This is a genomic window from Paenibacillus popilliae ATCC 14706, from assembly GCF_000315235.1.
GTDB classification, from domain to species: domain Bacteria; phylum Bacillota; class Bacilli; order Paenibacillales; family Paenibacillaceae; genus Paenibacillus_B; species Paenibacillus_B popilliae.
In genome coordinates, this window is record NZ_BALG01000448.1 from 1 (window position 1) to 258 (window position 258).

Annotated in this window: 1 protein-coding gene; it reads right to left on the bottom strand. The window is 48.8% G+C overall.

Annotated elements, in window-relative coordinates; genetic code table 11:
- Positions 1–224: hypothetical protein (locus PPOP_RS24815; protein WP_234399897.1), on the bottom strand; the 224-nt coding region annotated here is incomplete at its 3' end.
- Positions 225–258 lie beyond the last annotated feature (34 nt).

The window sequence follows — 258 nt, forward strand, 5'->3', positions numbered from 1 at the left end:
TCGGCCAATTGTGCCATCTGGACAACGGAAGAGCAATTGGAAACGAGACCGACGACATAGAGGAAGCAAATAAGCCAAGATGGCGTTCCATTGCGTTTCATAATGCCGGATTGAGTGAGTAACAGGGAGAAGTCGAATCGATCCCAGAGACTCTTCAGAATGGGCGCTCCCGCACACTCGCCGTGATTCCATTCTCTAAACTTCGGTTTTTGCAATGCTGACATTGGTGACCCACCCCATAATCTGAAGATATACCCT